We start from the raw sequence: 25,232 nt of genomic DNA, 5'->3' as shown, positions 1-25,232 counted from the left end.
GGCGGCTCAGGCCTGGCCGACCTCGAACCGCAGGAAGCGGGTCACCTCGATGCCGGCCTCGGCCAGCAGCTGCTTCACGGCCTTCTTGTTGTCGGCGACCGATGCCTGCTCGACCAGGACGTAGTCCTTGAAGAAGGCGTTGACCCGGCCCTCGATGATCTTCGGCAGCGCCGCCTCGGGCTTGTTCTCCTCGCGGGCGGTCTGCTCGGCGATGCGCCGCTCCGCCTCGACGACGTCGGCCGGAACCTCGTCGCGGGTGAGGTACTTCGGCCGCATCGCCGCGATCTGCATGGCCACGCCACGGGCGTCGGCGTCACCGGCCTCGTCGGTCTTGCCGGAGTACTCCACCAGCACACCGACGGCCGGCGGCAGGTCCTGGCTCTTGCGGTGCAGGTAGACCGCGACGGTGCCGTCCAGCTTGGCGAAGCGGTTGAGCACCAGCTTCTCGCCGATCTTGGCGGACTGCTCCTGGATCAGGTCGGCGACCGGCTTGCCGTCGATCGTGCTGGCGAGCAGCTCCTCGGCGGTGCTCGCGCCGCTGCCCTCGCCGTGCTCGACGAGCTGCTGGGCCAGCACGATGAAGGCGTCGTTCTTGGCGACGAAGTCGGTCTCGCAGTTGAGCTCCAGCAGCGCCTTACCCGAGTGCGCGACCAGGCCGTTGGCGGCCGTCCGGCCGGCCCGCTTGCCGACATCCTTCGCGCCCTTGACGCGCAGGATCTCGATGGCCTTGTCGAAGTCGCCCTCGGCCTCGGTCAGCGCCTTCTTGGAGTCCATCATGCCGGCGCCGGTGAGGTCGCGGAGCTTCTTGACGTCCGCGGCGGTGAAGTTGGACATGACTCTCTCTTCGGTTTTGAGACAGCGGGTGGGATGTTCTGGGTCCCGGTTACCCGGATCCGGGCCGGCTGTGCCCGGCGTACCTGCCGTTCCTCGCCGTCCGGTTTCCCGGACGGCGAGGAACGGCGGTGCGGTCACTCCGCGGCGGCGGCCGCCGGCTGCGCGGGCTGCTCGGCGGGCTGCGCCGGCTGCTCGGCGGGCTGCTCGGCCGACTGCGCCGGCTGCTCGGCGGGCTGCGCGCGCTGCTCGTCGGCCTTCTTCGGCTCCTCGAGCAGCTCGCGCTCCCACTCGGCCAGCGGCTCGTCGGTGCCGACCTGGCCCGGCTCCGGCTTCTCGTCGCCGCCCCGGCGACGGCCGGAACGGGCGATCAGACCGTCGGCGACGGCGGCGGCCACGACCCTGGTCAGCAGCTCGGCCGAGCGGATCGCGTCGTCGTTGCCCGGGATCGGGAAGTCGACCTCGTCCGGGTCGCAGTTGGTGTCGAGCACCGCGATCACCGGGATGCCCAGCTTGCGGGCCTCGTCGACGGCGATGTGCTCCTTCTTCGTGTCGACGATCCAGACTGCGGCCGGAAGCTTCTGCATGTCCCGCAGACCACCCAGGGTGCGGGTCAGCTTGATCTTCTCGCGGGAGAGCTGCAGGGTCTCCTTCTTGGTGTAACCGGCGGTGGTCCCGCTCAGGTCACCCAGCGCCTCCAGCTCCTTCATCCGCTGCAGCCGCTTGTACACCGTCTGGAAGTTGGTCAGCATGCCACCGAGCCAGCGGTGGTTCACGTACGGCTGGCCGACCCGGGTCGCCTGCTCGGCGATGGCCTCCTGGGCCTGCTTCTTGGTGCCGACGAAGAGGATGCTGCCGCCCTCGGCGACGGTGTTGCGAATGAACTCGAACGCCTTCTCGATGTAGTCGAGGGTCTGGCGCAGGTCGATGATGTAGATACCGTTGCGCTCAGTGAAGATGAAGCGCTTCATCTTCGGGTTCCAGCGCCGGGTCTGGTGCCCGAAGTGGACACCGCTCTCCAGCAGCTGACGCATGGTCACGACGGCCATGGTGGGTACTCCTTGTGATCCCTGGTTGTGCCGCCCGGCCGGCGGCCGGGCGTCCTGGCGCCCGGTCGCCGGCCATGGCGGGCCCGACCAAGATCGGGACCAGGGAGGCCGCCGCCCCACGACGGGGCGTGGGGAGGGCGCGCGAGGTCGACCGCGTGCGGCGGTCGCCAGTCGACCAGTGTACGCCTCTGCGCGGCCCTCCGGTCAGCGGGTGGCGAGGGCCGCGGCGACGAAGAGCACCAGGCCGACCGTGAGGTAAGCCGTCGGCGGGCGCAGCCAGCCCCGGCTGCCTTCGGCGAGCGCGAGGCCGCCGGTACGCAGCCCGTAGAGCCCGACGCCGAAGATCGGCAGCCCGGCGACCAGGAAGATGCCCACCACGACGTCGGCGGCGGAGAGCGGATCACCGAGCACGCCGTGCCGCAGCACCCGCAGGGCCGGGACCTCGAAGACCGCCACCAGCAGGGCGATCAACACCGCCAGCGCCGGGCGGCGGGTCCGGTAGACGCCGTCGGACGGCGGCGGGCCGGGGCGGCGCAGCCCGTCCGGGGCGTACGCCGGGTCCAGACCCGGCGGGGACAGATCCGGTCGGACAGCCATGGAGGGCATCGGTCCGGTCGGCATCTCCAGCGGGTGCGGCGTCCCGGCCGCCGGTCCCGCCTCGGCCCCGCGTACGGGCTCGGCCGAGCGCCCCGCCTCGACCGCCGGGCCGGGGCCCGCATCCCGGTCCGCCCCGCCGGGGCGGTCCGCCTCCGCGGGGCGGTTCGGGTCGACGATCGGGTAACTGCCGAGCGGCACGGAGCGGCCGGGTTCCGACCTGCGCCCGACCGGGTCGACGCCGAGCGGGTCCGACTGCGGCGGGGTGTCCCGGGGGGCGGCGTCGTACGGGGCGCCGGAGACCGGCATGGGCCGCTGGCCGACGGTCAGCGGAAACTCGACCGCGCGCTCGACGGCAGGCGGCGGGAACGTGCCTGAGCTCTGGCCGCCCGGCAGGACGGGGTCCGCACTTCGCGACCCGGCGGACAGCCCGGTCTCGGCGGCCCGGGCCGCCCGGCGCGCCTCCCGCTCCGCGGCGAGCTCGTCCACCGACACCCCGAACGACTTGGCGTCGGCCCGCCTCGACCGCGATGGCCGGTAACTGTCAGTGTCGGTGTCAGTGAGCCCGAACGCGTCGTCCGCCCCGTGCCGCCCAGCCTCGGCATACCGGCCGACGGGCGGGTCTGTCAGCTCGTCATAGCGTCGCTCACCGGTGTCCCCGCGCTGGTCCGAGACGCGAAACTCGTCCGCTGGATAGCGGTCGTCGCCCGGCGGGCGCCAGTCCGGCTCGCCGTACCCGCGCTCGCCGGGGTACCAGCTCGACTCCTGATCATCGGGAAAGCTCCGTCGTGCGTTCACGACGGGCACCGTATGTGACAGTCGTACCCCCGCGCCATCCGGATGCCGGCTTCCTCCCGAACGGGACCCGGACCGTGCGTGGGCCGCGTCCTCGCCCACCCCGTCGCGGACACCGGCGACGCGGCCGTCCATAGCACGCGGGGGGCATGATCGTCCGGTCGTCCACAGCAGCCCCGTCGTCCACAGGCTCCCCCCAGCGGGCTGCCGGGCCCGGCATGGTGCGACGCATGACGAAGCGGAACCAGGCGGTCGGCGCGTACGGGGAGCGATGCGCCGTCCGGCACCTGATCGGGGCGGGGCTACGCCCGGTCGCCCGAAACTGGCGCTGCCCGGCCGGCGAGATCGACATCATCGCCTGGGACGGCGCGGTGCTCGCCTTCTGCGAGGTGAAGACGAGACGCACCGCCGACTTCGGCACGCCGGCCGAGGCGGTCGTGCCGGCGAAGGCGCGGCGGCTGCGGGGGCTGGCCGCCCGGTGGCTCGCGGAGACCCGCACCACCGCTGACGAGGTGCGGTTCGACGTGCTGTCGGTCGAACTGCCCGACGCGGGCGCGGCCCGGGTCGAGCACCTCAAGGGTGCGTTCTGAGATGGGCTGCCAGGCATGAGCTACGCGAAGGTGCTCTGCGTCGGCCTGGTCGGGGTGGCCGGGCACGTGGTGGAGGTGGAGGCGGACCTCGCGCCCGGGCTGCCGGCCGTGGTGATCTCCGGACTGCCCGACACCGCCCTGCACGAGGCGCGCGACCGGGTCCGCGCCGCGGTCGTCAACTCCGGCCAGCGGTGGCCCAACCGGCGGATCACACTCAACCTGCTTCCGGCCACGATGCCGAAGTTCGGCTCGGCCTTCGACCTGGCGATCGCCGTGGCGCTGCTCGGCGGCTCCGGGGAGTTGCCGCTGCTGGCGCTGGATCGGGTGGTGGTCCTGGGCGAACTGGGCCTCGACGGCACCGTCCGGCCGGTGCGTGGGGTGCTGCCGATGGTGGCCGCCGCAGCGCAGGCCGGCCTGGAGCGGGTGATCGTCCCGGCCGACAACGCGGCCGAGGCGGCGGTCGTCCCGGGCGTCCGGGTCCGCGCCGTGGACACGCTCCACCGGTTGGTCGAGTTCGTCCGGGACGGCACGCCGCTGATCGAGCCGCCCGCCCCGACGCCGTCCGCCGGCCCCGACGGGCCGGACCTGGCCGACGTGGCCGGGCAGGCGCTCGGCCGGCGGGCCCTGGAGGTGGCCGCCGCTGGCGGGCACCACCTGGCGCTGTTCGGGCCGCCCGGGGCCGGCAAGACCATGCTCGCCGAGCGACTGCCGTCCATCCTGCCCGAGCTGGACGACGAGGCGGCGCTGGAGGTCACCGCGCTGCACTCGATCGCCGGGCTGCTGCCGGCCGGCGGCCGACTGCTGCGCCGACCGCCGTTCCAGGCGCCGCACCACACCGCGACGGTGGCCTCGCTGGTCGGCGGGGGGTCAGGGCTGGCCCGCCCCGGCGCGGTGTCGCTCGCCCACCGCGGGGTGCTCTTCCTCGACGAGGCACCCGAGTTCGCCAAGGGCTCGCTGGAAGCGCTGCGCCAGCCGCTGGAGCACGGCCGGGTGCAGCTCGCCCGCAGCCGGGGTGGCACCGAGTACCCGGCCCGGACGCAACTGGTGCTCGCCGCCAACCCTTGCCCCTGCGCGAAGCCAGCCGGGGACGCCTACTGCGAGTGCTCCCCGCTGGCCCGCCGGCGCTATCTCGGCCGGCTCTCCGGCCCGCTGCTGGACCGGATCGACGTGCAGGTCACCCTGCCGCCGTTACGGGCGGCGGAGTTGATGGAGGCGACGATGACCGAGGAGCCGTCGGCCGCCGTCGCGGCCCGGGTGGCCGCCGGCCGCCGGGCCGCCGCCGAGCGTTGGGCGGACGCCGGCTGGCGGGTCAACGCGGAGGTCCCCGGTCCCCGGCTGCGCCGTCCACCCTGGCGGCTGCCCGACCGGGACACCCGCGAGCTGCGCGGCCGGCTCGACTCCGGCTCGCTGTCAGCGCGCGGCTTCGACCGGATCATCCGGATGGCGTGGACCGTCGCCGACCTCGACGGGCGGGACCGGCCGCACTCCGACGACGTCCGGGAGGCCATCCAGCTCAGGACAGGGGACGCGGCGTGAACACCGAGGAGGACCTGCTGGCCCGGGTGGCGTTGACCTGGCTCGCCGAGCCCGGCACCCGGTCGGTGCACGGGCTGGTCGACGAGCTGGGCCCGGCGGGCGCGCTGGACCTGTTGCTCGACGGCGGGGCACCCGAGGAGTGGCTGCGTGCCGCCGTGACGGCCCGGTCCCGGGAGGGGGACGCCCGGGCCGTGGCGGCCGACGCCCTGGCCCGTACGCAGCGGCTGGGTGCCCGGATCGTCACCCCCGACGACGAGGAGTGGCCGGCCCGCGTGGAGGACCTGCGCCGAATGGTCCTGCCGGGCGCCAACCGGCGGGTGGACCGGGAGGTCGCTCCCCCGCTCTGCCTCTGGACGCGCGGCGGTTGGCCGCTCCGGGAGGCGCTGGACCGGTCGGTCGCGGTGGTCGGCGCCCGGGCCGCCACCGGGTACGGCCTGCACGTGGCCACCGAGCTCGGCTACGGGCTGGCCGACCGGAACTGGACGGTGGTCTCCGGAGGCGCCTTCGGCATCGACGCCGCGGCGCACCGGGGCGCGCTCAACGCCGGCGGGCTGACGGTGGCGGTGCTCGCCTGCGGGATCGACCGGCCCTACCCGATGGGCAACGCGGGCCTGTTCGACCGGATCGCCGAGACCGGGCTGCTGGTCAGCGAGTGGATGCCGGGCGCCGAGCCGTTCCGTCCCCGGTTCCTCATCCGCAACCGGGTGATCGCGGCGGCGACGCTGGGCACGGTGCTGGTGGAGGCGGCAGCGCGCAGCGGCGCGACCCAGACGTTCAACCGGGCCCTCGCGGTCGGCCGGCGCCCGATGGTGGTGCCCGGCCCGGTTACCTCCGCCATGTCGGTGGGCACCCACGAACTGCTGCGCGAGCAGCCGTCGGCGAGGCTGGTCACCGGCGTGCCACACGTGCTGGAGGAGGTGGGCCACATCGGCGCCGACCTGGCGCCACCGGCCCGCGCCCCGCAACATCCCCGGGACCTGCTCGACGACGAGGCGGCGCTGGTGCTGGAGTCGATGCCCCGGCGCGGAGCGGTCGACGTGGACCGGCTGGCCGCCCGCGCCGGCGTAAACCTCCGGACCGCCCTGCGCAAGCTCTCCCTGCTGGAGGAGCTGGGCATGGTGCGCCGCCGCGACGACGGGTACGCGCTGGTCGCCCGCCCGGCCAGCGCTCCCGGCACCCCTCCGGCCCGCGCCCCCGGTTCCATCGCGGGCCCGCCGCCGTGACGACCCGGCCGGGACCGGTCCGCCGCGCGACCTGCTCGGCACGGCCGGTCGGCGTCATCGCGGACGTAGGCCAGCCGCGTCGCTCAGTCGCCCTCGAAGCGGAGCTGTACGTCGTGGTCGCGCAGGCAGCGCCGGGCCAGGCCCACCAGCCGACGCACCTGTTCCGCCTCCGCCGGATTCCCGGCCGCCTCGCCGAGGTAGCGCAGCTCGGCGAGCAGTTGCGGCACCTGCCCGACTGCCACGACCAGCTCGCCACCCGGGTCGAGCCGATCCAGGAACGGGGTGCGCCCACCGCCACGCACCCGCGCCAACAGGTCCACCAGCACGTCGCGCGGATCCGCCACCACCTGCACGCTGGCGTACGACGGGCGACGGCGGCCGGGGCCGGGATGGACCAGCCGGTAGAGGACGACATCCAGGCCCATGCTCGGTCCCCTCCTTCCTGAGGGTGCCCGTCCGGCGGCCTCGCGTCGGCACGGGCGGATTCCGGGTACGGCCCGGTGACGGCGCTGGCACCGACGGCGTACCACGTCAAAGTCTCCCCCGCTCGCCTCCGGCCAGCCAGCACCGTTCACCTCACCCCGCACTCAGCTCACCTCGCCCCGCGCTCAGACCCGCCCGCCCGCGCTCGCCCGGCTCGGCGGCCACGCCGCCGCTCGGCCCGTCGGCCCGCCGCCCAGCCGCCCAGTCGGCCTGCCGCCCCGTCGCCCAGTCGGCCCGTCGGCCCGCCGTCCAGTCGGCCAGTCGGCCCGCCGCCCAGTCGGCCCGCCGCCCAGCCGCCCAGCCGGCCTGCCGACCCGCCGCCCAGCCGGCCCGCCGGCCCGTCGTGCTGCCCGGGTGACGGGGCGCTCGTAAGCTGAGCCGGTGCGAGGCGACGGAGGGGCGCGGCCCGGTTGGCCGGCCGCGGCGGGTAGGCCGGAAGGCGCCCGGTGAACCGCGGCGAGCGCGGCACGAGGGAGACGCACGCGGCCCTTCCGGTGGCGTTGCGGGAGGCGGTGGACGACTTCGCCGACCACCTGGCCCGGGTGCGCAACCGCTCGGCGCACACCGTCCGGGCGTACGTCGGCGACCTGGTCTCCCTGTTCGACCACGCCGCCCGGATGGGCTGCGTCGGGGTGGCCGACCTCGACCTCGGCGTGCTGCGCAGCTGGCTGGCGAAGCAGCGGACGACCGGGGCCGCGCGGACCACGATGGCCCGGCGGGCCGCCTCGGCGCGCACGTTCAGCGCATGGGCCCACCGCGCCGGCCTGCTGCCCACCGACGTGGCCGCCCCGCTGGCGAGCCCCCGGGCCCACCGGGACCTGCCGACCGTGCTCCGCACCGACCAGGTGACCGCCCTGATCGAGGCCCCGGTCTCCCCCCCGACGACCCCGGCCCCTGCCACCAGGACGGAAGGGCGTGGCGGCGAACGTCTCCTGGCGGAGCCGGATCCTTCCACCACCTCACCGTCGGCTCCCGCCGACGAGGAGACGGCGCGGGCCGTGGTGCTACGGGACCGGGTTCTGCTCGAGCTGCTCTACGCGACCGGGGTGCGGATCAGTGAAGCGTGCGGCCTGGACACCGCCGATGTGGACGACGCCCGCCGGGTGGTCCGGGTGCTCGGCAAGGGCTCCCGGGAGCGGTCCGTGCCCTACGGGGTCCCGGCGCAACGGGCACTGGACGAGTGGCTGCGAGCCGGGCGGACCATCCTCGCCGGCCCGGCGTCCGGCGAGGCCCTGCTGCTCGGGGCTCGGGGCGGCCGACTCCACCCGACCACCGCCCGACGGGCCGTCGCCGGGTACGCGGAGGCGACGGGGCTGCCCCGGACCAGCCCGCACGGCCTGCGTCACTCGGCCGCCACCCACCTGCTGGAGGGCGGCGCGGACCTGCGGGCGGTGCAGGAGCTGCTGGGCCACTCGTCGCTGGCCAGCACGCAGATCTACACCCACGTCTCGGTCGAGCGGCTGCGGGCCGCGTACCGGCAGGCGCACCCGCGCGCCTGAGCCGGTTGAGTCCGTGCCACATGCGTCTGCGCCGGCCCGGTCCCGCGCCGACGCACCCCTCGGACCGACCGCCGCGCAGGTCGACCGGTGCACGAGTCGACCGCCGCACGAGTCGACCGCCGCGCGGGCCGACCGCCGCACGGGTCGACCGGTGCGTGACCGGGGAAGCCGCCCGCCGTCGCGTAGTTGTTGGGGGACACCGTCGATGGCTGTCGGGCTACGATCATGGGATGAGCGCGCCGCAGCCGCCCGAGCCCATCCCCGGCGCCCGGCTGCTCTTCTCCCTCGACCCGGCGGTGAGCCACCTCAACCACGGCTCGTTCGGCGCGGTGCCGATCGGGGTGCAGCGCGCCCAGCAGCGGCTCCGCGACGAGATGGAGGCCAACCCGCTGCGCTTCTTCGGGCCGAGCCTGGTGGACCGGATCGCCCACACCCGCCGGCACCTGGCCGCCTTCCTCGGCGCTGACCCCGACGGCACCGCGCTGGTCGGCAACGCCACCACCGGCGTCGCCGTGGTCCTCCAGTCGCTCGGCCTGCGCCCCGGCGACGAGGTGCTCACCACCGACCACGGCTACGGCGCGGTCGGCTTGTCCGTCGACCGCGAGTGCCGGCGCACCGGGGCGACCCGCCGCACCCTGCACGTGCCGTTGACCGCGACGGCCGAGCAGGTCGTCCAGCTCGTCCGGGCGGGGCTGCGGCCCGGACGGACGAAGCTGCTCGTCGTCGACCAGCTCACCTCGGCCACCGCCCGCCTCTTCCCGGCCGCGGCGATCGTCGGGGCCGCCCACGGGCACGAGGTGCCGGTGCTCGTCGACGCCGCCCACGCGCCGGGCATGCTGCCGACCCCCGTCGGGGACATCGGCGCGGACTTCTGGGTCGGCAACCTGCACAAGTGGGGGTACGCGCCGCGCGGCACCGCCGTGCTGGTGGTGGCCCCGTCGTGGCGGGACCGGATGGAACCGCTGGTGGTCTCCTGGGAACAGGGGGCCGGCTTCCCGGGCAACGTCGAGTGGCAGGCGACCCTGGACTACACGTCGTGGCTGGCCGCGCCGGCCGGCCTCTGGACCCTGCGCAGCCTCGGCGTCGACCGGGTGCGGGCGCACAACGCCGCGCTGGCCGCGTACGGGCAGCGGGTGGTGGGGGACGCGCTGGGGGTGGCACCGGCCGACCTGCCGGATCCGGGCGGGCCGACGGTGGCGATGCGGGTAGTCCCGCTGCCGGCCGGGCTGGCCGCCACGTTCGACGACGCCTTCGCCCTGCGGAGCCGGATCGCCGAGGAGCTGTCCACCGAGGTGGCGGTGATGTCCTGGAACGACCGTGGCTGGCTACGGCTGTGCGGCCAGGTCTACAACGCGCCGCACGAGTACGAGCGGCTCGCCGCGCGGCTGCCGGCGCTGCTCACCCGGCGCTGACCGGCGGCTACACCGGCGACCGCGTGCGAGCACGTCACGGGCCGCCGCCCGACCAGGTCAAGGGCGACGGCAACCGTGAGGGCGGCGGCGGGAAGGCGGCGCCGTGGCGGCGGCGGCGGGAAGGCGGCGGGGGCGGTCAGGTGGGCAGGAGCCGGACGGGGCCGAGCCCGAGCAGGGCCAGCGGGTCCAGGTACTCCGCTCCCCGGCGCAGCCCCCAGTGCAGGCAGGCCGGCTCGGGGCAGCCCGGGTGCCCGGGCCGCAACCGGCCCAACGGCGCCCCGGCGGCTACCCGGTCCCCGGCGCGGACGCCTGGCCGCACCGGCTCGTACGTGGTCCGCAGCCCCGCGTCGTGCCCGACCGTTACCACGGGACGACCCGCGACCGGGCCGGCGAACAGCACCACCCCCGACCCGGCGGCCCGGACCACGGCGCCCGGCGCGGCGACCAGGTCGACGCCCCGGTGGCCGGGCATCCACGGCTGCGGGGGCGGCGCGAAGCGGCGGGCCGGTCGAGGAACGCCGTCGAGCGGCCACCGGAACCGCGCGTCCGGCGTGGGAGGTTGCGCCCGGGCCGCTGCGTCAGGCGCTGCCGCCGGCCCGACACCGGGCGGGACAGGGCCGGGCCCGACACCCGGCGGGACGGGGCCGAGCCCGACGGCGGACACGATCACCACGCCGGCCGCGCCGGGTTGCGGCGGAGCCACGGGACCGGCCCCGGCGGCCAGGACCGCCGCGCAGAGCGCCGCTACGGACAGCACCGCCATGGCCGGTCGCGCCGGCCTGCGGGCGCCCTCACCCCGGGCCCGCCGCCCGCCGGCACCGGTCCCGCCCCAGCCTGAGCCACCGGCCCTGATCCTCGTCCACATGCCCGGCAGCGTGCCGGAATCCCGGGACGCGCCGCCGCCACAGGCCGCTCGCCTGTGGACGGCCGGACGGGCTGTGGACAGCCCTCGTCCGGACCGATGATCTGCTATGGGCCCAGCCGGTCGGCCCGGCCCGCGCGGGCCCGGTGCGTCGCAACCGGCACCCCGGCCCACCGCCGGGCAAGCCGCCGGCCCGAACCAGGCCAGCGCGTGATGACCACTGTGGACGACATCAGCCGACCCTCCCGGGTCGCCGGGCCGGACGAGGCGATCAGCATCGAGGAGTTCGGCTGGCCGCCCGCAACCACGGCGGTACCGTCAGGCGGGGGCCGGCGCGGTGGTGCCGACGGAGTGCGGCGGGGGCGGGCGGTGGGGACGCGCGGCCGGCGCCGGAACAGTCGACGCGGTGGGTTGCCGGAAGGACCGTCAGCCGCCGAAGCCGGAGTCGGCCGGCAGGGAGATGTCGGGCTTCTCCAACTCCTCGACGTTGACGTCCTTGAAAGTCATCACCCGGACGTTCTTGACGAACCGGGCGGGACGGTACATGTCCCACACCCAGGCGTCGTGCATCTCGACCTCGAAGTAGACCTCGCCGTCGGAGTTGCGCACGTGCAGGTCCACCTGGTTGGCCAGGTAGAAGCGGCGCTCCGTCTCCACGACGTAGGAGAACTGGCGGACGATGTCGCGGTACTCCCGGTAGAGCTGGAGCTCCATCTCGGTCTCGTACTTCTCGAGATCTTCCGCGCTCATCGCACTCCGCCTTCCATGACCACATCTTCCCCCACCGGCGCGGGAGGTCGGGGCTGCTCGCCCAACGCCACGCCGACGGTACCTCCTGACGCCCCGAAGCGCTCCATCGGCTCGTCCGGGCGCGCACCCACCGGTCGGCGGGACCTGGGGGGCCGCCCGTCCAGGCCGGACACGGCGGCCACGTTCACGTACGAGAAGCGGTGTTCCCGGCACGGTCCGTGCTCCCGCAGAGCGGCGGTGTGCTCCGCCGTGATGTAGCCCTTGTGCTCGGCGAAGCCGTAGTCGGGGAACGTCCCGTCCAGCTCGACCATGATCCGGTCCCGGGTGACCTTGGCCAGCACGCTCGCCGCCGCCACACAGGCGGCCACCCGGTCGCCCTTCCAGACCGCCAGCCCCGGCACGTCCAGCCCGTCGACGCCGAAGCCGTCAGTCAGCACGTAGTCCGGGCGGGTGTCCAGCGAAGCCAGCGCCCGGCGCATCGCGGCGAGGTTGCACACGTGCAGGCCGCGGGTGTCCACCTCGTCGGCCGGGATCACCACCACCGCGTACGCCAGGGCGCGGGTGACCACCTGCTCGTAGATGCGCTCCCGGCTGGCCGGGGTGAGCAGCTTGGAGTCGGCCAGCCCGTCGATCTCGCCGCGTCGCCCCTCGGGCAGCACCGCCGCCGCCGCGACCAGCGGGCCGGCGCAGGCGCCCCGGCCGGCCTCGTCGGCGCCCGCCACGTGCCGGAAGCCTCGGCGTTGCAGGGCGCGCTCCAGCGCGTACAGCCCGGCCTCCCGGCGGACCACTGTGCGCGGCGGGGTCAGCACGGCGTACCTCCGGCCGGGGGGACGGCCCCGGCGGACCCGGCGGGCGGGGTCGGCGCGTCGGGCCGCGCGGCCAGCACCCGGCGCAGCAGGGCCGGCAGGTCGGCCGGGTAGTACCGCTCGGTGGTGGCGGCCAGTTCGTCGGCCGGCCACCACCGGTGCCCGGAGACACTGGCCCGCTCGACGGCGTTGAAGCCGGCGGTGTCCACCTCCCAGGACGGCACCCGGACCACGAAGAACTCCTGCTCCTGCTGATACCGCACGCCGTCGAAGGGGAACCGGAGCGTCTCCCGCCACACCGGCTCGCCCAGCTCGGCCGGGGCCAGCCGCAGGCCCGTCTCCTCGGCCAACTCCCGGGCGGCGCCGGCCGCCGGGGACTCACCCGGCTCCAGTCCGCCACCGGGGGTGAGCCAGTACCGGTGCTCGGGCCGCGCCGGGTCGCAACCGGCGAAGAGCAGCACCCGGTCGGCGTCGTCGACGAGCAACACGCGCGCCGCACGTCGAGGGGTGTAGACGGTCACCTTCCCAGCCTGCCAGACCCGGCCCGCGTCGCCCACGCCCACCCGGGGGTCGGCGGGCGGATCAGGGGTTGGGGATGCCGTCGAACGACTCCGGGACGGTGAGCCAGGTGGCCCGGCCGACCGGCCAGAAGACGGTGAAGGCGCGGCCGACCACCTGGTCCTCGGGGATGGTGGCGCTCTGGATGTTCTGGCCGGACTGCTGCCAGTGCTCCAGCGAGTCGCCGGAGGCCGAGCGGTGGTCACCCATCACCCACAGCCGCCCCTTCGGGACGGTGATGTCGAACTCCTGGTCGGCTGGCTTGTCCTGCTGTCCGGCTGCCGAGTAGATGTACGGCTCGTCGAGCGGCCTGCCGTTGATCACCAACCGCTCCTGCGGGTCGCAGCAGACCACGTGGTCGCCGCCGACGCCGATCACCCGCTTGATGAAGTCCTCGCCGTCGGGGTTGCCGCTCCACTCGGTGGGCGCCTTGAAGACGATCACCTCGCCGCGGTGCGGCGACCGGAAGTCGTACACCAGCTTGTTGACCAGCACCCGATCGTCGATTTGGAGGGTGTTCTCCATGGACGGCGACGGGATGTAGAAGGTCTGCAGCACGAAGGCCCGCACCAGCACCGCGACCAGGATCGCCACGCCCAGAAGGATGGGCAGCTCCTTCCAGAAGGAGCCGCTCTTCTTGTCGGTCTGCTCGTCAATCACGGGTGGAGCCTACGTCGCCGCGACCACCCGGACCGCCCGGAACGCGCGAGGACGGACACCGCGGCCGAGACCGGGAGGAGCAGCAGCACACCGCCCGATCCGGTGGGGCGCGCGGGGGCCGGGGGGTCGCCGGCAGCCGTGACGGGCCTGGCGACTCCGGCGAAGGTGTCCGGCGCCGACAGCGACGCCCACCGGGAGGACGGCCAGACCACGACGAACGCCCGCCCGACGACGTTGTCGATCGGCACCGGGCCCTGGCAGCGGGCATCCTGGGAGACCAGCCGGTGGTCGCCCATCACGAAGATCTGGCCGGGCGGGACCACCACTTCGGCGAAGCGCCGCGACCGGCACTCAGTTGGATTCGGCGGCAGGTCCAGCGGGGAGTCCCGGATCACGTACGGCTCGTCGAGCGGAATGTCGTTGACGGTGACCCGACCCTGGGCGTCGCAGCACTTCACCCGGTCGCCGGGCAGGCCGATGACCCGTTTGATGAAGTCCTTCTCGCCGGGGCGGCTGAGCCCGACCAGGTCGCCGATCGTGCGGGCGAACTTCCCGGCCATCCCGGGCTCGGGCTCCCGGGCCTGCTGGGCGACCCACCTGTCGGTGCCCCGGAAGACCACCACCTCGCCGCGCTGCGGGTCCCGCACGTCGTAGACGACCTTGTTGACGAGCACCCGGTCGCCGATGAGCAGGGTGTCCTCCATCGACCCGGACGGGATGAAGAACGCCTGGAGCAGGAAGGTGCGGATCAGCACCGCCAGGCAGAAGGCGACGATCAGCAGCAGGGGCAGCTCCTGCCAGAGCGGCATCTGCCGGCGGGGGCGCCGGGGGCGCCGGCGCAACGGATCGACAGCGCCGTCCTCGTCAAGCGTCCGCACCTGACCACTCCCCGGTCCGCAGAAATGCCACTACCGCCCGGGAGCCTCGTCGAGGCCCCACGGGCGGTAGTGGGACGATCTGTGGCCGCAGCTGCCGCCGCGACGCGCCGATGCCCGCCCGCGCCCGTGCGAACAGCGTAACCGGGGCTGGCCCGTACGACATCCGCGCAGCTCAGGCGGTGTGGCTAGCGAGCAGTCAGCTCGACTGCTTCTCGCGGCGCTCCTTGATCTTGGCCTTCTTGCCCCGCAGCTCGCGCAGGTAGTAGAGCTTGGCGCGACGGACGGCACCGCGGGTCACGATCTCGATCCGGTCGATCCCCGGGCTGTTCACCGGGTAGGTCCGCTCGACGCCCACACCAAAGCTGACCTTGCGGACCGAGAAGGTCTCGCGCAGGCCGTCACCCTGGCGGCGGATGACGACGCCCTGGAAGATCTGGACACGGGACCGGTTGCCCTCGACGACCCGCGCGTGCACCTTGACGGTGTCACCGGCACGGAACTGGGGAATGTCGACCCGCTTCGACTGGGCGTCAAGGGCGTCCAGGATATTCATCGCTGTGTCCTCGTGAGGCTCACGGCGCACCGTCAGTCGGTGCGCGGATGGGTGATTCTGATCCCCGGGTGGCGACCGACGGGCGGCCCCGGTCGGGAATCCTCGCAGCCGCCCACGGCGCGGACGGTTGCGGCAACCCCCCTACTTTGCCACATTCCCCGGCGGCAGCTGAAATCCGGCCCGGTCCAGGGCCGCTCTGTCCCGCTTGTCCAGGCTCGTAGGGTCGAGCGCGGCGAACATGTCGGGCCGGCGGGTCGCGGTGCGCGCCAGCGCCTCGTCGCGCCGCCAGCGGGCGATCCGCCCGTGGTCGCCGGAGCGGAGCACCTCCGGCACCTCGTGCCCCCGCCAGGCCGCCGGCTTGGTGTACATCGGCGCCTCCAGCAGCCCGTGGGCGTGCGACTCCTCGTCCAGCGACCCGGCGTTGCCGAGCACCCCGGGCAGCAGCCGGGTGACCGCCTCCAGGATCACCAGCACCGCCACCTCGCCGCCGAAGAGCACGTAGTCGCCGAGCGACACCTCGGTCACCCGCATCCGGGTGGCGGCCTGGTCGAGCACCCGCTGGTCGATGCCCTCGTACCGGCCGCAGGCGAACAGCAGGTGCGACTCGCCGGCCAGCTCGTGCGCCATGGCCTGGGTGAACGGCTCCCCGGCCGGGGAGGGCACCAGCAGCCTGGGCAGGGTCAGGCCGTCGGGGGTCGGCTCCGCCGCGGTGAGGGCGTCGAGCGCGTCCCCCCACGGCTCGGGCCGCATCACCATGCCGGGCCCGCCGCCGTAGGGGGTGTCGTCGACGGTGCGGTGCACGTCGTGGGTCCAGCTCCGCAGGTCGTGTACGGCCAGCCGCAGCACGCCGTTGGCCCGGGCCCTACCGATCAGGGAGAGGTCCAGCGGGGTGAAGTACTCGGGGAAGATCGACACGACGTCGACGCGCATGCGCGGGTGCTCCAGCGGTCTAGAGATCGAACAGACCGGCCGGCGGGTCGACGACGACACGTCCGCCGGCGACATCCACCTCAAGGACGATCGCCTTGACGAACGGGATGAGCGCGGTACGTCCCTCCGGGCGGCGCAACACCAGCAGGTCGGACGCGGGTGCGTGATCGATCCGGGCCACCTCACCGAGGGGCTCGCCACCCGGGGTGACCACGGCGAGGCCGACGAGCTGGTGGTCGTGGAACTCCTCCGGGTCCTCCGGCGGGGCGACGCCGGCGCTGTCCACCCCGATCAGGGTGCCGCGCAGCGCCTCGGCGACATCGCGTTCGAGGATGCCCTCGAACGCGACCAGCATCCGCCCCTGGTGCCAGCGGGCGGACTCCACGGTCAGCTCGGCCGGGACCCGGAACGGCACTCCGGGGCCGGGGGCGGGGTTGGCCGGCGGCGCCGCGCCCGGCTCGGTACTGAGTACCGAGCCGGGCGCGAAGCGTGCCTCGGGCTCATCGGTGCGCACTTCCACGGTGACTTCACCGCGGAGGCCGTGCGGCTTACCGATCCTGCCGACGATGAGCCGCATCAGTACGAGTCGACGATGTCGACGCGCACGCCACGCCCACCGATGGAGCCGATCACCTGGCGCAGCGCCTTGGCAGTCCGGCCGGACCGCCCGATCACCGTGCCGAGGTCTTCCGGGTGCACGCGGATTTCCAGCCGCTTGCCCCGACGGGAGTCGGCCATCCGGACCCGGACGTCGTCCGGATGATCGACGATGCCCTTGACCAGGTGCTCGAGCGCCGGACGCAGTGCCATGTCAGGCCTGCTCGCCAGCGTTCGTGGCGGGCTGCGCCTCGGCCTTCGGCGCCTCAGCCTCAGCCTTCGGCGCCTCAGCCTTCGGCGCAGCGGCCTCAGCCTTGGCGGCCTTCTTGGCCGGCTTCGCCGGAGCCTCGGTCAGGCCGGCGGCGGCCTTCGCCTCGGCCTCGTACGCCGCCTTGCGGTCGACGCGCTCGGCGGCGACCAGCAGCGGCGGCGGGGCCGGCAGGCCCTTGAACTTCTGCCAGTCGCCGGTCAGCTCGAGCAGGCGCTGCACGGCCTCGCTCGGCTGCGCGCCGACGGACAGCCAGTACTGGACCCGCTCCGACTTGACCTCGATCACCGAAGGGTCTTCCTTCGGCTGGTACACGCCGACGAACTCGATCGCGCGACCGTCACGCTTGGTACGCGAGTCGGCGATGACGATGCGGTACTGCGGGTTGCGGATCTTGCCCATCCGCAGGAGCCGGATCTTTACGGCCACAGTTGTTTCGCTCCTGTTGCGATCTCACCGACCCAACACGGGCGGTGCACGGGTGAGCGCCGACCGGCACAGTGGGGTTTGGGCCGGAGACTGCTCGGTGGACTGGCGACGCGTTCGGGTTAGAGGGCGCCGGACGCGTGCCGGATACCAGCGACCCATTCTGCCAGATCGGGCCGGGATCCTTCACACCGGCGGGCCAGGTCACTCGCCCGACTGCCGGATACCGCCCCTTCACGCCCTTTGTCCGACTGTTCAGGCGCTCGCGGCAACTGCTCAGCGGGCCGGCGGCCGGTCCCAGCCGTCCGGCAGTTTCTCCGGCACCTCCCACCCGGGCGGTGGGGTGAAGTCGCACCAGGTGCCGTCGAACGGGAACTCGCCGGCCTCGGCGCGGGCGATCACCCGCAGCCCTTCGGCACGCACCGCCGCCTCGTCGGCCACCCAGTAGTCGTCGGGAAGGGCCAGCCGCTCGGCGAACTCCTCCTCGTCCTTCCACTCCCAGCTGCGGTCCGGCCGGATCACCACGTCGAGGTCCTGGTCGACCATGTCCACCCCGACCACCTCGCCGTCGTCCCAGCGGACACCCGGCTCCTCCAGATTGACGTACCAGTTGGCGAAGCGCCCGTCGGCGTCGGAGAACCACCAGACCGAGTGGGCCGCGCCCACGGGCAGGAACTTGAGCACTGACGGCCCGTTCCACCGCCCGAGCGCCAGCCGGTACGACGACGTGACCCACTCGGCGAACGGCATCGCCCGCATCCCGAGGCCGGCCTCGGTGACCTCGTGGGCCACCGGCGAGTCGCGGGCGACGAAGATGAGCAGCCCCCGCTCGTCGTCGCTGACCACCCGCCCCGCCCGGACCCAACCGATCCGGCCGTGCCGCACGTTGCGATGCATGATCAACCGGCCGGGCGAGAACGTCATGGGCGCTGACCCTACCGGGGCTCGGCCGGGCGGCCGGTGCGCCGTTGTTCCGACACCCGATCGGCCGTTTCGGACTGTCGATCCCCGTCGCTGAATCGCTACGGTGTGATGGACACGCGTCGCCGAGCGGAAGGACGGGCCTGTGTCGGAGGACGTACGGGTCGAGCTGCCCAGTGGCGAGACGGTCTGGGTCCGGGTCGCCGGCACCGCCGGCCCGGCCGACGTGGGCTGGCGGGAGGACCAGGTGTACCGCCTGGAGGGCCTGCTGGAGACGGTACGGGGGGTGGCGGGCAGCGTCCGCGCCGGGCTGCGCGAGGCCCGCCCCGACTCGGTCAGCGTGGAGTTCGGGGTCACCATGTCGGCGAAGACCGGCCGGGTGCTCAGCGTGCTCACCGAGGCCGGCGCCGAGGCCAACCTCAAGATCACCCTGGGTTGGCAGACCGGCCAGGCCGACGACCGCCCGGCGCCCACGGGCACGAACGGCTGAGGGGCCGCACATCATGGGGGTCCCGCTGATCGCCGACGGATTCGACGAGATCAGCCGGGCCCTGCGGTCCACCGTGATCGAGGTGCCCCGGGGCGACGGCATCCGCGGCGGCACAGCCTTCTTCGTCGCCCCCGGCTACGCCCTGACCTGCGCGCACGTCGTGAACGGCCGGGAGGGCGCCACGCTGCCGGTGCGCTGGGGCGGCCGGCCGCTGAGCGCCCGGGTCGTACACGCCGCCCCGGCCTCGACCGGCGGCCAGTCGATCTGGCCCCTGCCCGACCTCGCGGTGCTGCGGGTGGCCGACGCGCCCGCCGACCACCCCTGCGTGTGGCTCGGCGAGCAACCGCCGCCCGACGGCGCGCCGCTGCACACCTTCGGCTTCGCCGGGGCGTACGGCACCGCGGAGCCCACCTCGGCCTGGCTGTTCTCGGCGGGCCGGCAGGGCGTCCGGGGTGCCACGGCGCTGCGGGTCCGCGACGACGAGCTGGCCGAGGGCAGCTCCGGCAGCCCGATCGTGGACCTCACCAGCGGCGAGGTGTGCGCCGTGGTGAAGACCGCCCGCAGCCCCGGCGACCCGTACGGCGGGCTGGCCGTGCCCCTCGGCGAGCTGCGCGGGCTGCCCGTGGCCCTGCTGCGCGAGCTGTGGCGCGGCCACGACCGGCACCACGGCTCCGACGGCTCCTGGGCCCACGCCGTGGACCGGTTGCGGGCCCGGCGTGCCGCCGCCACCGCGCCCGAGGTGGCCGAGCTGCTGGACCCGGGGGCGAAGCTGCCGGTGCTGCGGGCCGCCGAGGAGGCGAAGGTGCGCGGCATCCTGGCCCGGTTGCCGGCAGCCGACGACGCGCACCAGCTCTACGAGCGGGCGTGCGGCCGGTGGGCGCCGACGCCGACCCAGCCGCTGCTGGACCGGCGCGACGTCGTCCGCGCCCTCGACGACGTCGCGCGGGCCCGGCGCGGGGAGCTGCACCCGCTGCTCGTCTTCGCCACCGCGCTGATCCCCCGCTGCCCGGCCACCGAGCGTGGCCGGCTCCAGGACTGGGTCGACGACCTGGCGTTCCGGCTGGGCCAACGGGCGCAGCTCGCGCAGCACCGGCCAGCCCTGCTCCCCGCCCAGCGGGTGCCGTCGGGGGAGCGGTCGTCGGTGCTGGTCGAGGTCACCCCCGCCGGCCACGACCAGCGGCGCTACCTGCTGTCCGTGTCCGTCTACCGGAGCCGGGACGACGTGCGCTGCCTGGCCCAGCACGACGAGCCGATGGCCCTGCCCCAGCTGGAGGCCGCCCTGCGCCGCGAGCTGCACGTCGGGCTCCGCCAACTCGGTTGGGGCCGCACCGTGATGGTCGAGCTGGCACTGCCGCCGGAGCTGCTCGACCTGCCGATCGACGAGTGGGTCCTCGCCCCGCACGACGTCGCCCCGCTCGGATTGGTCCGGCCCGTGCTGGTGCGGATCGCCGACGACGGCGAGGACGGGGCGGCCGGGCCGGAGGCCGAGGAGCGGTGGGAGGCGCTGTCGGCGTCGGCGGAGGGGATGTCCTTCGCCACCGTCGACTGCCGCGCCGAGACGGATCCGACCTGGTTCTACGCCCACCTCACCACGACCAATCCCGGGGGCGTGCTGCTGCCCGGCCCGACCACGGACCCGGCCCAGCGCACGCTGCTGGAGGTCGGGGTGCGGGCCGGGGCGCCGGTGGCGCTGTGGAGCCGGGCGGGCTGCGACCGGCACCCCGCCCCGGGCGGCGCCAGCGCCTGCCGGGGGGTGACGTTCCTGGCCGACCTGGAGTCCCGGCTGCGCCGCCGGCCGATCGGGTCGCTGCCGCTGGACGTCCGCCAGCTGCGCGCCGCGGCGGTGGCGGCCCGCGACGACGACCACTGCGGGCACCGGCTGGTCCTGCTCTGGGACGACCCGTTCCGGCGCTTCCGGGACCCCTCGACGCTCGACGCGCAGTGGTGAGACCGGCGCGGGCCGGCCGACAGGAGGGACGAGACGTTGCAGGACTGGTGGATCTATCGGGGCACGGGGAGTCCCCACTCCGGGATACTCCGGCTGCCGCCTCCCCCGCCCTGGCGGGTGTTCGACGGCGCCCCCCTGGCGCCACCGCCGTCGAGCCCGGACGGCGCGGCCGGCCGACGGCTCGGTGAGCTGCACCGGGCGGTCAGCTACCAGCCCCGCCCCGACGAGCTGGAGCTGGTCAACGCCGCCCTCTACCTGCGGCGCCCGCTGTTGATCACCGGAAAGCCGGGGGTGGGCAAGTCGACCCTGGCGTACGCGGTGGCGCACGAGCTGGCCCTGGGGCCGGTGCTGCGCTGGCCGATCACCAGCCGGTCCACCCTCGCCGAGGGGCTCTACAGCTACGACGCGATCGGCCGGCTCCAGGAGGCCAGCCTGCACCATCAGCTCGGCACTGCGGGGGACCTGCCGATCGGCCGCTACCTGCACCTGGGGCCGCTCGGCACGGCCCTGCTGCCGTACGAGCACCCTCGGGTGCTGCTGATCGACGAGATCGACAAGAGTGACGTGGACCTGCCGAACGACCTGCTCAACATCTTCGAGGACGGCGAGTACCGCGTCCCGGAGCTGCAACGGATCGCCACCAGCCAGCCGCAGGTCGAACTGCCGGTCGAGGGCAGCGCGGACCAGGTGGCGGTGCACCAGGGCGTGGTGCGCTGCCACGCGTTCCCGCTCGTGATCATGACCAGCAACGGCGAGCGCGAGTTCTCCCCCGCGTTCCACCGCCGGTGCCTGCGGCTGGACCTGGGCCAGCCGGACGCCGAGCAGCTCGCCGCGATCGTCGCCGCGCACTTCGGAACCGAGCCGACGGCCGAGACGGCCGACCTGGTCGAGCTGTTCCTGTCCCGGCGGGAGCGCGGCACCCTCGCCACCGACCAGCTCCTCAACGCCATCTACCTCACCGTCCAGGCACCCGAAGGAGGGCGGCCGGACCGGGAGCGGCTCGCGGACCTGGTGCTGCGGCAGCTCGACGCGGGGCCGGACAGCTGATGAGCACGGTCCGGCTGGTGGGTGCGCTGCGCGGTCTCGACGTGCAGCCGCGGGAGCTCGCGGACGCCCTCTGGCTGGCCCGGTTCCTGCCCAGCAGCAGCGGTCCGCTGACCGAAGCGGGAACGTCTCCGACGCCGACCGAACCGGCGGACGCCGACCCGACCGAACCGCCGGACCCGACGCCCGAGGGGGCGGAACCCAGCCAGCTCCCCACGCCCCGGACGCCCCTGAAAAGGCGCCGGCCCACCCCGTCGCGGGTGGATGGCACCGACGCGCCCGAACCGGTGCGTTGGGTACGCCTGCACGTGCCCCGGCCGGCCGGACGGCCGGCGGGAAGCGGCGGCGCGGGCCTGCCGGTCCGCGCCCCGGCACCCCCCGCCCTGGACACCCGGGCGTTGGCCCGGAGCCTGCGTCCGCTGCGCCGCCGGGTGCCCGACCCGAACACGCTCGCCCTCGACGAGGAGGCCACCGCGGCGCGGGTCGTCGAGCAGGGACTGTGGGTGCCGGTCCTGCGCCCGACGCCCCAGCCGTGGTTCGACCTGACCCTCGCCGTGGACGGCGGGGCGTCGATGGCCGTCTGGCGTCCGCTGGTGGCCGACCTGGAGTCGGCGCTGACCCGGCTGAGAGCCTTCCGCCACGTCCGGCTGGTGCGGCTGCCGTCCGGACCCGAGCGGCGGCTCACCGTGGGCCCGGCCGACGGGCCCGGCGTGCCCGGCCACTCGACGCGGGAACTGCTCGACCCGCGGGGGCGCCAGCTCATCCTCGTGGTCAGCGACTGCGCCGGGCCGGAGTGGCACGACGGCTCGATGTTCCACACCCTGCAGACCTGGGCCCGGCACGAGACCGTGGCGATCCTGCAACCGCTGCCCCAGCGGATGTGGCGGCGCAGCGGCCTGGTGCCGGTGCGCGGCCGGCTCACCGCGACCGGGGGCGACAGCGCCAACCGCCGCCTCCGGTTCGTACCCCGGCAGTGGCGGCCCGGCGCGGGCCTGCGCGGGATCGTCCCGGTGCCGGTGCTGCAGATCCAGCCGGACTGGTTGGCCGGCTGGGCGCGGCTCACCGGCACCGGCCACGGCACGATCGACGCGGTGGTCACGCTGCCGCCGCAGCCCGGGCCGCCGGCCCCCGTCGAGCCGGTCGGCGGTCCCCCGCAGGACGAGGCGACCCGGCGGTTGAGCCGGTTCCTGGCCACCGCCAGCCCGGAGGCGCTGCGGCTGGCCACCCAGCTCGCGGACCTTCCGGTGACACTGCCGATCATGCGCCTGGTGCAGCAGGCGTCGGCGGCGCCGGCCCACCCCGCGCACCTGGCGGAGGTGCTCCTCGGTGGGCTGCTCGTCCGGCAGCCCGACCCGGCGGGAGACCTGCGGTTCGACTTCCACCAGGGCATCCGGCCGATGCTGCGGGACCTGCTGCTGCACACCGACCTGCTGCGCCTACGGCACGAGATCGCCCGGTTCCTGGCCCGCCAGATGGGGATCAGCATGCGGGAGTTCGCGGCGGCGCTGAGCGCTCCGGCCGGGGTCGCTGGCGACGCGGGGCTCGGCGAGTCCTTCGGCCGTCTCCCGGCCACGGTGCTGACCCGGCTCGGCGGTCGACACCGGGAGCTGATCGAGTTCGTCGAGCAGCGGGAGCCGGACCGGGGCCCGCCGTCCCCGGGCAATGGCCACCACCCGGTCCGCCGGGTGACGGCGAAGCCGGGCCCTCTGGTGACGGCGGAGCCGGGCCCGTCCGTGGACGAGCAGGACCTCGACGGGCTCGACGCGACCATCCGGGTGTTGCGGCAGGCGACGGCCGCCGGCCCGGACCGCACCGACCTGACCGGTCTCGCCCGCGCCCTGCGGGCCCGGTTCCAGCTCACCGGGGACGTCACCGACCTGGTCGAGGCGGCTTCCATCCTGGAGCAGGTGCGGCGGTGGGCCGACGGCGGCACGGAGCCGGACGACCCCGACGCGGTGCTCGACCTCGCCGAGGTCCGGTTGTCGCTGTGCACCGAGCGCGGCGCCACGGCCGACCTGAGCGAGGCCGTGGCCCTGTTCCGCAGCGCCCTCGCCGCGCCCGACGGCCCCCGCTCCGGGCGGTGGCGCGGCACCGTCGGGCTGGCCCGCGCGCTGGTGGTCCGGGCCGACCGGCTCGGCACGGTGGCCGACCTCGACGAGGCGGTCGGGCTCTACCTCGCGGCGGCCGGGGCGGTCCCCGGGGCGGGCGGGGACGACCTGCGGCTGCGGGCTGTCGACGCGCTGCTGCGCCGGTACGCGCTGACCCGGGACCGGACCGCGCTGACCCGGGCGGACTCGGTGAGCGGCGACGTGGCGGACACGCCGGGGCGGCACAGTCGACGGGTACGCCTGGCGGACCTGCTACGCCGCGCCGCCCGGGAGGCCGGCGAGCCGGAACTGCTGCGCCGCGCCGCAGCCCTCTACGCCGAGGCCGCCGAGCGTTCCGGGCCGGACGGCGACGCCCGGGTCCTGCACGGCCTCGCCGAGGCGCGTGGCGAGCTGTCCGTCGCCACCGGCGATCCCGCCGAGCTGGACGCGGCGGTGGCGACGGCACGGGCCGCCGTGTCGGCCGGCGGCCAAGACGACGTGACGCACGTCGAGTGCCTGGCCGCCCTCGGCCGGCTGCTGCGGCTGCGCGTCGACCGGGACGGTCGGGACGGCGACCGCGACGCGCTGGTCGAGGCCGCCCGCCGGCTGCTCGATGCGGTGCCCGGTTTCCACCCGGACCGGCACCGCCACCTCGCCGCGCTGGGCGACGCCCTGCGGCTGCGGTACGACGCGGCCGGTGACGCGGGCGACATCCAGGAGGCGTGCGCCCGGTACGAGGAGGCCGTGCGGACGTCACCGGCCTCCGGCCCTCAGCTCGGCAGGCGGCTGGCCGACCTCGGCGACGCGCTGCGGGCGCGGGCCGACCGGTTCGGCTCCCGGGCCGACCTGGACGCCGCCCGACAGGCCCTCGCCCGGGCGGTCGACGTCACGCCCGCCGACGACCCCCGGCTGGCCGACCGGGTCCGGCTGCTGGCGGAGGTGCTGCTCGCGCTGCGTGAGCGGCCCGCCGCGGTGGCGTGCTACCGCCGGGCGGTGGAGCTGCACGGCCGCCGCCACGGCCCGGACGGTGCCCCCACCGTCGAGGTGCGGGTCGCCTTCGGCCGGGCGCTGCTGGCGGCGGAGCGGTTCACCGAGGCCCGGGAGGAGTTGCGGGCGGTGGCCGACATCCTCGCCCAGCGGCTCGGCCCCGGGCATCGCCGGGCCCTCGCCGCCCGGTCCGCAGCGGCCGAGGCGCTGGCCGGTCTCGGCGATCTCGGCGGGGCCCGCCGGGAGCTGCGGGACGTGCTGGCCGGGCAGGTCCGTTCGCTCGGCGCGGACGACGCGGACCCGACGGCCACCCGGCGGCTGCTGGACCGGCTGGCCGGGGCCGGTTAGCCGGCCGGGGCGGGCCGCCGAGGACCGGCGGGACGTCCGTCCCGCCTTCCCGCCGCCACCCGCTTCCAGGTAACCGCCGACCGCCGCAGCTCGCACGGGCCCTTCGA

At 75.1% G+C, this 25,232-nt stretch carries 24 protein-coding genes and 1 pseudogene; 9 read left to right on the top strand and 16 right to left on the bottom strand.

The annotated features are described in order from the left end of the window. Positions 1 to 6 precede the first annotated feature (6 nt). The 3 genes from tsf to ACH4T9_RS04970 all read right to left on the bottom strand — a co-directional run bounded on the left by tsf (position 7) and on the right by ACH4T9_RS04970 (position 3,281). Positions 7 to 834: a translation elongation factor Ts gene (gene tsf / locus ACH4T9_RS04980; protein WP_396669837.1), complete on the bottom strand. Its 828-nt coding sequence runs from the start codon at positions 832 to 834 to the stop codon at positions 7 to 9. Positions 835 to 968: 134 nt separating this feature from the next. Then, positions 969 to 1,880: a 30S ribosomal protein S2 gene (rpsB, locus tag ACH4T9_RS04975; protein ID WP_396669836.1), complete on the bottom strand. Its 912-nt coding sequence runs from the start codon at positions 1,878 to 1,880 to the stop codon at positions 969 to 971. A gap of 204 nt (positions 1,881 to 2,084) precedes the next feature. Next, positions 2,085 to 3,281 carry a hypothetical protein gene (locus tag ACH4T9_RS04970; protein WP_396669835.1) on the bottom strand — a complete coding sequence of 399 codons (1,197 nt, stop codon included), beginning with the start codon at positions 3,279 to 3,281 and terminating at the stop codon, positions 2,085 to 2,087. A 218-nt stretch (positions 3,282 to 3,499) separates the two neighbouring features. Here ACH4T9_RS04970 and ACH4T9_RS04965 point away from each other — a divergent pair, with 218 nt between their 5' ends. The 3 genes from ACH4T9_RS04965 to ACH4T9_RS04955 are packed head-to-tail and all read left to right on the top strand — an operon-like array spanning position 3,500 to position 6,618. Continuing rightward, complete coding sequence (locus ACH4T9_RS04965; RefSeq protein WP_396669834.1) at positions 3,500 to 3,859, top strand: YraN family protein; 360 nt, start codon at positions 3,500 to 3,502, stop codon at positions 3,857 to 3,859. Positions 3,860 to 3,874: 15 nt separating this feature from the next. After that, on the top strand, positions 3,875 to 5,395 hold the full coding sequence (locus ACH4T9_RS04960) for a YifB family Mg chelatase-like AAA ATPase (RefSeq protein WP_396669833.1): 1,521 nt from the start codon (positions 3,875 to 3,877) through the stop codon (positions 5,393 to 5,395). Continuing rightward, positions 5,305 to 6,618 (top strand): DNA-processing protein DprA, encoded by a 1,314-nt coding sequence (locus ACH4T9_RS04955; protein ID WP_396669832.1) that lies wholly within the window; start codon positions 5,305 to 5,307, stop codon positions 6,616 to 6,618. The genes ACH4T9_RS04960 and ACH4T9_RS04955 overlap by 91 nt, the downstream gene beginning before the upstream one ends. Positions 6,619 to 6,701: 83 nt before the next feature. Here ACH4T9_RS04955 and ACH4T9_RS04950 read toward each other — a convergent pair whose 3' ends face one another. Continuing rightward, positions 6,702 to 7,043 (bottom strand): hypothetical protein, encoded by a 342-nt coding sequence (locus ACH4T9_RS04950; RefSeq protein WP_396669831.1) that lies wholly within the window; start codon positions 7,041 to 7,043, stop codon positions 6,702 to 6,704. Between the two features lie 504 nt (positions 7,044 to 7,547). On the opposite strand from ACH4T9_RS04950, the gene ACH4T9_RS04945 reads away from it, so the two are divergent. Further along, positions 7,548 to 8,600, top strand: coding sequence for a tyrosine recombinase XerC (locus ACH4T9_RS04945; RefSeq protein ID WP_396669830.1), 1,053 nt, complete (start codon positions 7,548 to 7,550; stop codon positions 8,598 to 8,600). A 230-nt stretch (positions 8,601 to 8,830) separates the two neighbouring features. After that, positions 8,831 to 10,012 (top strand): aminotransferase class V-fold PLP-dependent enzyme, encoded by a 1,182-nt coding sequence (locus ACH4T9_RS04940; RefSeq protein WP_396669829.1) that lies wholly within the window; start codon positions 8,831 to 8,833, stop codon positions 10,010 to 10,012. A 136-nt stretch (positions 10,013 to 10,148) separates the two neighbouring features. On the opposite strand, the gene ACH4T9_RS04935 is transcribed toward ACH4T9_RS04940, so the two are convergent. The 12 genes and pseudogenes from ACH4T9_RS04935 to ACH4T9_RS04880 form a co-directional block, all read right to left on the bottom strand. Beyond that, positions 10,149 to 10,775: a murein hydrolase activator EnvC family protein gene (locus ACH4T9_RS04935; protein ID WP_396669909.1), complete on the bottom strand. Its 627-nt coding sequence runs from the start codon at positions 10,773 to 10,775 to the stop codon at positions 10,149 to 10,151. Positions 10,776 to 11,300: 525 nt separating this feature from the next. After that, entirely contained in the window at positions 11,301 to 11,624 is a 324-nt protein-coding gene (locus ACH4T9_RS04930; RefSeq protein ID WP_007075222.1) for a DUF2469 domain-containing protein, read from the bottom strand. Continuing rightward, positions 11,621 to 12,433 carry a ribonuclease HII gene (locus tag ACH4T9_RS04925; RefSeq protein ID WP_396669828.1) on the bottom strand — a complete coding sequence of 271 codons (813 nt, stop codon included), beginning with the start codon at positions 12,431 to 12,433 and terminating at the stop codon, positions 11,621 to 11,623. Before ACH4T9_RS04925 ends, ACH4T9_RS04930 begins: the two co-directional genes overlap by 4 nt. Beyond that, positions 12,427 to 12,951, bottom strand: coding sequence for an NUDIX hydrolase (locus tag ACH4T9_RS04920; RefSeq protein WP_396669827.1), 525 nt, complete (start codon positions 12,949 to 12,951; stop codon positions 12,427 to 12,429). The genes ACH4T9_RS04925 and ACH4T9_RS04920 overlap by 7 nt, the downstream gene beginning before the upstream one ends. A 61-nt stretch (positions 12,952 to 13,012) precedes the next feature. Beyond that, a complete protein-coding gene (gene lepB / locus ACH4T9_RS04915) occupies positions 13,013 to 13,648 on the bottom strand; it encodes a signal peptidase I (protein ID WP_396669826.1) in 636 nt (211 codons plus the stop codon). A gap of 9 nt (positions 13,649 to 13,657) precedes the next feature. Next, a pseudogene (gene lepB / locus ACH4T9_RS04910) lies at positions 13,658 to 14,526 on the bottom strand (signal peptidase I). 196 nt (positions 14,527 to 14,722) lie between these two features. Continuing rightward, positions 14,723 to 15,079: a 50S ribosomal protein L19 gene (gene rplS / locus ACH4T9_RS04905; protein WP_161687914.1), complete on the bottom strand. Its 357-nt coding sequence runs from the start codon at positions 15,077 to 15,079 to the stop codon at positions 14,723 to 14,725. Between the two features lie 141 nt (positions 15,080 to 15,220). Next, positions 15,221 to 16,009 carry a tRNA (guanosine(37)-N1)-methyltransferase TrmD gene (trmD, locus tag ACH4T9_RS04900; protein ID WP_396669825.1) on the bottom strand — a complete coding sequence of 263 codons (789 nt, stop codon included), beginning with the start codon at positions 16,007 to 16,009 and terminating at the stop codon, positions 15,221 to 15,223. Positions 16,010 to 16,028: 19 nt separating this feature from the next. Next, positions 16,029 to 16,586 (bottom strand): ribosome maturation factor RimM, encoded by a 558-nt coding sequence (rimM, locus tag ACH4T9_RS04895; RefSeq protein WP_396669824.1) that lies wholly within the window; start codon positions 16,584 to 16,586, stop codon positions 16,029 to 16,031. Next, the gene (locus ACH4T9_RS04890) at positions 16,586 to 16,819 is read right to left on the bottom strand and encodes an RNA-binding protein (protein ID WP_350888515.1); all 234 of its coding nucleotides are present in this window, start codon (positions 16,817 to 16,819) and stop codon (positions 16,586 to 16,588) included. Before ACH4T9_RS04890 ends, rimM begins: the two co-directional genes overlap by 1 nt. Position 16,820: 1 nt before the next feature. Further along, positions 16,821 to 17,303 (bottom strand): 30S ribosomal protein S16, encoded by a 483-nt coding sequence (rpsP, locus tag ACH4T9_RS04885; RefSeq protein WP_396669823.1) that lies wholly within the window; start codon positions 17,301 to 17,303, stop codon positions 16,821 to 16,823. Positions 17,304 to 17,576: 273 nt separating this feature from the next. After that, on the bottom strand, positions 17,577 to 18,224 hold the full coding sequence (locus ACH4T9_RS04880; protein WP_396669822.1) for a DUF402 domain-containing protein: 648 nt from the start codon (positions 18,222 to 18,224) through the stop codon (positions 17,577 to 17,579). Between the two features lie 142 nt (positions 18,225 to 18,366). Here ACH4T9_RS04880 and ACH4T9_RS04875 point away from each other — a divergent pair, with 142 nt between their 5' ends. The 4 genes from ACH4T9_RS04875 to ACH4T9_RS04860 are packed head-to-tail and all read left to right on the top strand — an operon-like array spanning position 18,367 to position 25,125. After that, entirely contained in the window at positions 18,367 to 18,711 is a 345-nt protein-coding gene (locus ACH4T9_RS04875; protein ID WP_387016506.1) for a CU044_2847 family protein, read from the top strand. Positions 18,712 to 18,724: 13 nt separating this feature from the next. Further along, positions 18,725 to 20,659: a trypsin-like peptidase domain-containing protein gene (locus tag ACH4T9_RS04870; protein ID WP_396669821.1), complete on the top strand. Its 1,935-nt coding sequence runs from the start codon at positions 18,725 to 18,727 to the stop codon at positions 20,657 to 20,659. Between the two features lie 36 nt (positions 20,660 to 20,695). Beyond that, positions 20,696 to 21,706, top strand: a complete 1,011-nt coding sequence (locus ACH4T9_RS04865; RefSeq protein ID WP_396669820.1) for an AAA family ATPase — start codon at positions 20,696 to 20,698, stop codon at positions 21,704 to 21,706. Beyond that, positions 21,706 to 25,125, top strand: coding sequence for an SAV_2336 N-terminal domain-related protein (locus ACH4T9_RS04860; RefSeq protein WP_396669819.1), 3,420 nt, complete (start codon positions 21,706 to 21,708; stop codon positions 25,123 to 25,125). The genes ACH4T9_RS04865 and ACH4T9_RS04860 overlap by 1 nt, the downstream gene beginning before the upstream one ends. The last annotated feature ends 107 nt before the right edge of the window (positions 25,126 to 25,232 follow it).

This window comes from Micromonospora sp. NPDC020750 (assembly GCF_044334565.1).
Lineage (GTDB): Bacteria > Actinomycetota > Actinomycetes > Mycobacteriales > Micromonosporaceae > Micromonospora.
The sequence above is the reverse complement of the archived record's forward strand: the minus strand, read 5'-3'. Positions and strand labels throughout refer to the sequence as shown.